Here is a 7,410-nt window from a genome sequence, read left to right as displayed (position 1 = left end):
GAGCGCGGCCGTCGGCCCCCACCGGGCCTCGACCATGTCAGCGCGGCCCATCTCGGCAAGCGCGGCGCGGGCGGCGGCCTGATCTGCCTCGATCCCCGCGGGCAGGGTGCCGCAGACCAGGCCCTCGGGCGGGACCAGATCGGGATCGACCTGATGCGCGCCGACCACCGCCAGCCCGTGGTCCTCTATGATCGCGATGATCTCGCGCAGGGTACCGTCGTCGCCCAGGGCCATGGCCGCCGTCAGGCGCGGCACAAGCGGTGCGGTCAGGGCGTCGATGCGCGTGGGGTCCACCTCTGGACGCCGCACCGCCCCAGCCAGGCAGACCTGCGTCACGCCGCGCTCCACCAGCGTGGCAAGAAAACGGCCCAGGGTTTCCAATCGAAAGCTCAGGCGCTGGAAATCGCCCGCCACCTCGGAGGAAAACGGCGCCATTTCGCAGATCAGGGGCGGTTCGCTGCGATCGGCCAGCACCCGGGCCAGGTGGGGCGGCAGACCGCCCTGCCCTGCGACCAGCGCCAGCATCAGGGCGTCAGGAAGTTGCGGTCGCTCTCGCCCAGGATGAAGGCGACCATCTCGGCCACATAGGCACTGTCGCTTTCTTCCGACAGGCGCCGGGCCCGGTCCATGAAGCTGCCCTCGCCGTCGCGCAGCGTTTGGAATGCGGCCCGCAGCGCGGTGATGTCCGCACGGTTCACCCCCCGGCGCTTGAGCCCCACGAGGTTGAGCCCGTCCAGCGCCCCGCGCGGCCCCTGCACGAGGCCATGCGGGATCACGTCATTGGCCACCATGGACAGCGCGCCGATGATGGCGCCCTTGCCGATGCGCACGAACTGATGCACGCCGCAGAGCCCGCCGACGATCACGTCATCCTCGATGACGACATGCCCGGCGATGGCGCTCTGGTTGACGATGATCACGTTGTCGCCGATCTGCGCGTCATGGGCGATGTGGCACCCGGCCATGAACAGGCCGTCGTCGCCCACCCGCGTCACGCCGCCGCCGCCGGCGGTACCGCTGTTCATGGTGACATGCTCGCGGATGCGGTTGCGCGCGCCGATGCGCAGCCGGGTCTCTTCGCCGCCGAACTTGAGGTCCTGGGGGATCTCGCCGATCACCGAGAAGGGAAAAATCGTCGTGCCCGCGCCGACATGGGTGTCGCCGGTGACCACGACATGGGACTTGAGCGCGACCCCGTCGCCCAGCCGGACCTGCGGGCCGACCATGCAGAAGGGCCCGACACGGCAGCCCGCGCCGAGCTCGGCGCCGGGCTCGACGATGGCGCTGGGATGAATGTCGGTGCTCACCCGGACAGGTCCATCATGGCGGTGAAATCGGCCTCGGCGGCCATCTCGTCCTCGACCGTGGCGACGCCCTTGAACTTCCAGACCTTGCCGCCGGGCTTGCCGCGCGTGGTCTCGACCTGCATCTCCAGCACGTCGCCGGGGACGACCTTGCGGCGGAACTTGGCGTTGTCGATTCCCATGAAGTAGATCAGCATGTTCTTGTCGGCCAGGCCCAGGGTGCTGCCCACCATGACGGCGGCGGTCTGGGCCATGGCCTCGATGATGGTCACGCCGGGCATGATCGGCGTGCCCGGAAAATGGCCCTGGAAATGCGGCTCGTTCATGGTGACATTCTTGAGTCCGCGGGCCGACGTGGTGCCCGCGATATCCACCACCTTGTCGACCAGAAGGAAGGGATAGCGATGCGGCAGGATGCGCTGGATCAGCTGGATGTCGGCGGTTGTCACGGGCTCGGTCATGGGAACTCCTGCAGGATGGCCTGAGAGGGGTTAGCAACTGGGCCGGGGCGGGGCAAGCGGGCTCAGTCCTGCCGGAAGGCGGCACCGTCGCCGATCTGATCGTCGATGCGGGCAATGGCGGCCTCGGTGATGTCGATCCGGTCAAGCGAGAGCAGCACCGACTGCTGATGCATGATGACCGAGGCGCCGCGGTCGGTCAGGATCTCGCCCAGGATCGGCTGGATGACCCGGACGAAGTCGTCCTGGGCGCGCTCCAGGCTTTCCTCGATCGCGGTCTCCTTGGCGTCCTGGGCGTTGCGGATGCCCCGGGCCTTCTCATCGAAGGCGGCGGCCTCTTCACGAAAGACCTCCGGGTCCATGTCGGGGCGGCGCTCGGTCAGATCCAGTTCCTCGGCGCGCAGATCCTCGGCGATATTGCGGTTCTCGTTGGCCAGGGCGCGGCGCTCGGCGTTGTAATCCTCGACCACGGCCTTGCCGAACTGGGACTCCTGGAACAACTGTTCCAGGTCGATGGTCAGGATCGGCGTGTCCGTCGTGGCGACAGGGAAATCCCCGCCCTGGGGCACTTCGGCCCCGTCTTGCGCCATGGCGCCCTGCCCCAGCAGCGCCAGCGTCAGGATTGCCAGCCAGCGCGTGGCGCGGGGCATCAGAACTCCGTCGAGATGGTCAGGTCAAAGCCCTGGGTCTTGTCTTCGGGCTGCACGTCGATCGGCTCGGAGAAGTTGAACCGCAGCGGCCCGATGGGCGTGGTCCAGAAGATCGAGACCCCGGCCACGGTGCGGGGCGTGAAGTCATTATACTCGACCTCACCCGGAGCAAAGTCGCGTCCGATGTCCCAGACCGACCCGTGGTCGAGGAAGACACCACCGGAGATCCCGTATTCCTCGGGCAGGCCCAAGGAGAATTCGGCCTCGAGCCGCGCGACGGCAAAGTAGTTACCCCCCAAGGCATCGCCTTCAGCGGCATCACGCGGGCCGATGCCACCCGGCTCGAAGCCACGCATCATGCGGCTGCCCAGGAAGTAACGGTCGGTGATCCGGCTTTGGCCGTCGTTGTAGGCCAGCGCCCCGCCCTCGAGTGTGGCGCGCAGCGTCACCTCCTCGTTGAGGACAAGGGTTTGCGCGGTCGCCCGCGCCGATGTCTTGATGAAGGTGTTGTCGCCAAAGCCGAACTGCTGGCCGAAACGCAGCAGCACGCCGGCCGTCGGGTTGAGCCCGGTGCGGCGCGTGTCGAAGCTGTAGGTATAGCCGAGGCTGTTGGTGCCGACCGACCCCTTGTCATCCTCGATGTAGGTTGAGTTCGAGTCGATGTTGAACAGGTCGGTGTAGTCGTATTCGTAGTAGACCGTCAGGCGGCCGTTCTCGCTGACCGGGAAGTTCAGCGACGGGCGCAGGCCGAAATTCCGCGTGTCGTAAAGCGTGGACCCCTGGTTGTCGGTCTGGCGGTAATCGACCGAAAAGCCGAAGCGCAGGTCGCGGCCCAGCAGGCGCGGCTCGGTGAAATCGAGGCTCAGGTTCTGGGCGTCTTCCGACCACTGCAGGTCGAAGGCCAGCGCCTGCCCGCGGCCCAGCAGGTTGCGCTGATTGTAGGAGGCCAGCAGCGAGAACCCGTTGTCCGTCGAATAATTGCCGCCGAAGGACAGCGAGCCGGTAGGGCCTTCGTCCACGTCCACATCAACAACGACCTGGTCGGGGTTCGATCCCTCGCGGGTGTTCACGTCCACGTTGGAGAAAAAGCCCAGGGCGCGGATGCGTTCGGCGCTCTGGCGGATCTGGCGCGGGTTGAAGGGGTCGCCCTCGACCACGTCGAACTGCGAGCGGATCACCCGGTCGAGCGTGGTGCTGTTGCCCTCGATGTCGATCCGCTCGACGAAGATGCGTTCGCCGCGGGTCAGCGCGAAATTCACGTCCAGCGTCAGCGCGCGGTCATTGCGCGAGATGCGCGGGTCCGCGCGGACCAGGTTCAGCCCCTCGCGGATGGCTAGGCGTTCCAGCCGCGCGATGTCGCGTTCGATCAGCGTGGGCGAATAGACCACACCGGAACGCAGCTTCAGGGCCTGTTCGAACATTGCCGGGTCGGCCTCGGGCACCTCGGACGTGACCTGCACGTCGCCCACGCGGAACTTCTGGCCTTCCTGCACGTTGAAGGTGATCAGGTAGGCGTCGCGGGCACGGGTCAGCGCCGCGTCGACGTTGAGAACCTCGAAATCCACGTAGCCGCGCGAGCGGTAGAAATCGGTCAGCACCTGGCGGTCGAATTCGATTCGATCCGAAACGAAGGTGTCGTTCTGGATGATCGCGCGCAGCAGGCCGGCCTGCTTGGTTTCCAGCACGCGGCGCAGGCGCCGGTCGGAATAGGTGCGGTTGCCGACGAAGCTGATCCGCTCCACCTCGCTGACGCCGCCCTCGGAAATCTCGAAGACCAGGTCCACGCGGTTGTCGCTGCGCCGGATGATGCGCGGCGTGACGCTGGCGTTGATGCGGCCCTGCTCGGCATAGGCCTCGACGATTCGCGCGGTGTCGGCCTCGGCCTGCGAGGGGGAATAGACCCGGCGCGCCTGCGTGCGCACCAGCGGGGCAAGTTCCTCGTCCCCAAGCCTGGAATTGCCCTCGAAATTGATGCGGTTGACGGTGGGATTCTCGTCCACGGCAATCACAAGCGTTCCGCCGCGCGGGGTGACGGAGACCGTCTCGAAAAGGCCGGTGTCCCGAATGCGCTGGGCGGCGTCGTTCACCTCGCCCGCCGAGACCGTCTCGCCCTGGCCAAAGCCCAGGAAGCTCAGGATCGTGGCGGTCTCGATGCGCTGGTTGCCCTCAACCTGAACATTGCTGAAACTGTAGCTCTGTGCGCGGGCCATGCCCGCCGGCAGCGCCATAAGCACCACGACGCATACGAGGCCAAGGGCCCGGATGGGTCCCCGGAAAGACCCGGAAGAACGCGTCGGCACGCGCGCGGCAAGACTGCTCATGTTATATGCTCGTTCAGACATCCCAGATGCGGATGGTCTATCCCCCGGCATCGCGCTTGTCAAAGCACAGGTTCGGGACGCCGCGGTCGTCGACAGTTGGATCGCGTTACCCATGCAGCATCCGACCCCGCCATGCTGGCGTCCCCGTCCCGGGGCACCCGGTGCTAGGGTGCACTGCCGACCCAGGCCCCCAGCATCAGCGCGGCCGCGAGGGCACCGAGATAGAAAACTCGATCCCGGTTGAGATCGAACAGCAGGGAAATGCCGTGATATCCTTCAGTGAGCGTCCGCATGGGCCCCTCCTTTCGCGTCAATGCCGACAGGTTCGACGGCGATCATGACCGAATGAAGGCACTCCCGGGGAAACTCAGGGGCACAGGAACAGGTCGTTGGCGATCGCGAAAATCATCAGCGTGCCGATCAGAGAAAGCCCGATCGCCATGAGAACCCGCAGCGCGCCATCGCTGGGCGGCTTGCCGGTCACCGCTTCCCATGCATGGAACACCAGGTGCCCGCCGTCCAGAACCGGGATCGGGAACAGGTTGAGCAGACCGATCGCCGTGGACATCACCGCGATGAAGGTGATGAAGGATTCCGCCCCCTGGCTGGCCATGGACCCGGCGGTTTCCGCGATGCCCACCGGGCCGGACAGGTTACAGGTGGAAATCGCCCCCGAAATGATATGCCACATCCCGTTCAGCGACTGCGCGATGATGAACCAGACCTGCTGTGCGCCCAGTTTCACGGACTCCCAAAGGCCCACGGACATGGTCTCGGGTTCGAAGAACAGCCCGCCGTTGCCGACGCCGATCTTGGGCTGGTCGCGCATCGAGCCATCCTCCTGGGGGATGGCGACCATGCGCGGGGTCAGCACCTCCTCGCGGCGTTCGCCCTCGCGCCAGACGTCGAAGGTGATCGGTTCCCCGCCGGTGGCATTCACCACATCGACCATGTCCATGAAGCTGTAGACCGGGGTCTCGTTCATCGCGAGGATCAGGTCGCCGATGCGCAGCCCGGCATCATCCGCGGCCGAGCGCGGCGTGATCGACTGCACCCGTGAGGGCGCCGGATGCGGGCCCTGCACGGTCATGCGCGCCCCGTCGCGCCGGACCTCGTAGGCGAGCGCGGCCACCGATGGCAGAGCCTCCAGCGCCGCGCCGAACCCCTCGGGGTAGTTCAGCGGCCGGCCCTCGATGGTCAGGATGGTATCGCCCGGCTCCAGTTCCATGGCGCGGCTCTCGGGCCAGTCCGGCACGCTGGAGACCGTCAGCGGCGTCATCGGCTGACCAAGCGAGACCAGCAGCGCGGCGAAGATGAAGAACGACAGGATGAAGTTGAACACCGGCCCGGCGGCCACTGTCGCCGCGCGCGCCCAGAGCGGCGCGCCCAGCATGGTGTTTCGGGCCTTTTCCGTGGCCCCGTCGCCGCCGACGCTGGCCGCGTTGCCGTCGCCCAGGAACTTGACGTAGCCGCCCAGCGGCAGCGCCGCCAACTGCCAGCGGGTGCCGCGCTTGTCCATGCCCGACCAGATCACCGGGCCGAAGCCGATGGAAAAGACCTCGGCGTCGATCCCCGACCAGCGGCCAACGATGTAGTGGCCGTATTCATGGATCGCCACGATGATGGACAGCGCCAGGATGAAGGCTAGAACGGTCAGTACGGGGCTGCCGAAATTCGGGATGAAATTCGTGAAATCCAAGGTCAGGCTCTTTTCTACTGCGCGATCCGGGCGCGGGCGGCGCGGCGGGCCAGCGCGTCTGCGTGTTGCACGCTATCTAGGGTGATCGTGTCATTTTGCAGCCCCTCGCGGGACAATGTCTCGTCGAGCACCGCCTCGACCAGGCGCGCCATGTCCAGAAACCCGATCTCGCCCGCGATGAAGGCATCCAGCGCGGCCTCCTTGGCGCCGTTGAACAGGGCCCCGGCCAGCCCGCCCTGGGCCATCACCCGATGCGCCAGCGCCAGCGCCGGATAGCGCGCGGGGCAGGCTTCGCGGAAATTCAGCCGGCCGATGCGGGCAAGGTCCAGCCGCTCGACCGGGACCGGGCCACGGTTGGGCCAGTGCAGGGCATAGCCGATGGCATGGCGCATGTCCGCAGGGCCGACATGGGCCATCAGCGCCCCGTCGGTAAAGCCCACCAGTGCATGAACCAGGCTCTCGGGGTGGACGATGGCCTCGATCCGGTCGGGCGCGATGCCAAAGAACTCATGCGTTTCAATAAGTTCCATGGCCTTGTTGAACATTGAGGCGCTGTCGATGGTGATCCGCTGGCCCATGTCCCAGTTGGGGTGGGCCGAGGCCTCGGCAACGGTGACCCGTGCCAGATCCTTTGGCGGACGATCCCGGAAGGCCCCGCCGCTGGCGGTGATGATGACGCGCTCGACCGTGGCGATATCCTCGCCCGCCAGCGCCTGGAAGATGGCCGAATGCTCGCTGTCCACGGGCAGGACCGTGGCACCGCGGCGCGCCGCCTGTCCCAGCAGCAGCGGACCGGCGGTGACCAGCGATTCCTTGTTGGCCAGCGCCAGCGTGCTCCCCTGATCCAGCGCCGCCAGCCCCGGCGGCAAGCCCGCGGCGCCGACAATGGCCGACATGATCCAGTCGGCCGGCCGGGCTGCGGCCTCAACGATGGCCCCGGCCCCGGCGGCGGCCTCGACGCTCGATCCGGCGAGCGCC

The 7,410-nt window shown here is 66.9% G+C and carries 7 protein-coding genes and 1 pseudogene; all 8 read right to left on the bottom strand.

All coding sequences use genetic code 11. The features are described 5' to 3' along the window. A pseudogene (locus tag ACH107_RS27945) lies at positions 1-525 on the bottom strand (LpxI family protein); the annotation flags it as partial. Then, on the bottom strand, positions 525-1,307 hold the full coding sequence (lpxA, locus tag ACH107_RS27940; protein WP_310691054.1) for an acyl-ACP--UDP-N-acetylglucosamine O-acyltransferase: 783 nt from the start codon (positions 1,305-1,307) through the stop codon (positions 525-527). The gene lpxA and the pseudogene ACH107_RS27945, both read right to left, overlap by 1 nt. Next, on the bottom strand, positions 1,304-1,765 hold the full coding sequence (fabZ, locus tag ACH107_RS27935) for a 3-hydroxyacyl-ACP dehydratase FabZ (RefSeq protein ID WP_412508987.1): 462 nt from the start codon (positions 1,763-1,765) through the stop codon (positions 1,304-1,306). Before fabZ ends, lpxA begins: the two co-directional genes overlap by 4 nt. Positions 1,766-1,827: 62 nt before the next feature. Then, a complete protein-coding gene (locus tag ACH107_RS27930) occupies positions 1,828-2,412 on the bottom strand; it encodes an OmpH family outer membrane protein (protein WP_412508986.1) in 585 nt (194 codons plus the stop codon). Beyond that, positions 2,412-4,733 (bottom strand): outer membrane protein assembly factor BamA, encoded by a 2,322-nt coding sequence (gene bamA / locus ACH107_RS27925; protein ID WP_412508984.1) that lies wholly within the window; start codon positions 4,731-4,733, stop codon positions 2,412-2,414. The genes ACH107_RS27930 and bamA overlap by 1 nt, the downstream gene beginning before the upstream one ends. A 164-nt stretch (positions 4,734-4,897) precedes the next feature. Beyond that, positions 4,898-5,026, bottom strand: a complete 129-nt coding sequence (locus ACH107_RS27920) for a hypothetical protein (protein WP_310691058.1) — start codon at positions 5,024-5,026, stop codon at positions 4,898-4,900. A gap of 74 nt (positions 5,027-5,100) precedes the next feature. Continuing rightward, the gene (rseP, locus tag ACH107_RS27915; RefSeq protein WP_412508983.1) at positions 5,101-6,432 is read right to left on the bottom strand and encodes an RIP metalloprotease RseP; all 1,332 of its coding nucleotides are present in this window, start codon (positions 6,430-6,432) and stop codon (positions 5,101-5,103) included. A gap of 14 nt (positions 6,433-6,446) precedes the next feature. Beyond that, on the bottom strand, positions 6,447-7,410 hold a 964-nt coding region (gene dxr / locus ACH107_RS27910; RefSeq protein WP_412508981.1), incomplete at its 5' end, for a 1-deoxy-D-xylulose-5-phosphate reductoisomerase.

The sequence above is a fragment of the Roseovarius halophilus (ex Wu et al. 2025) genome (assembly GCF_047086965.1).
This window is presented reverse-complemented; position numbering and strand designations above follow the sequence as displayed.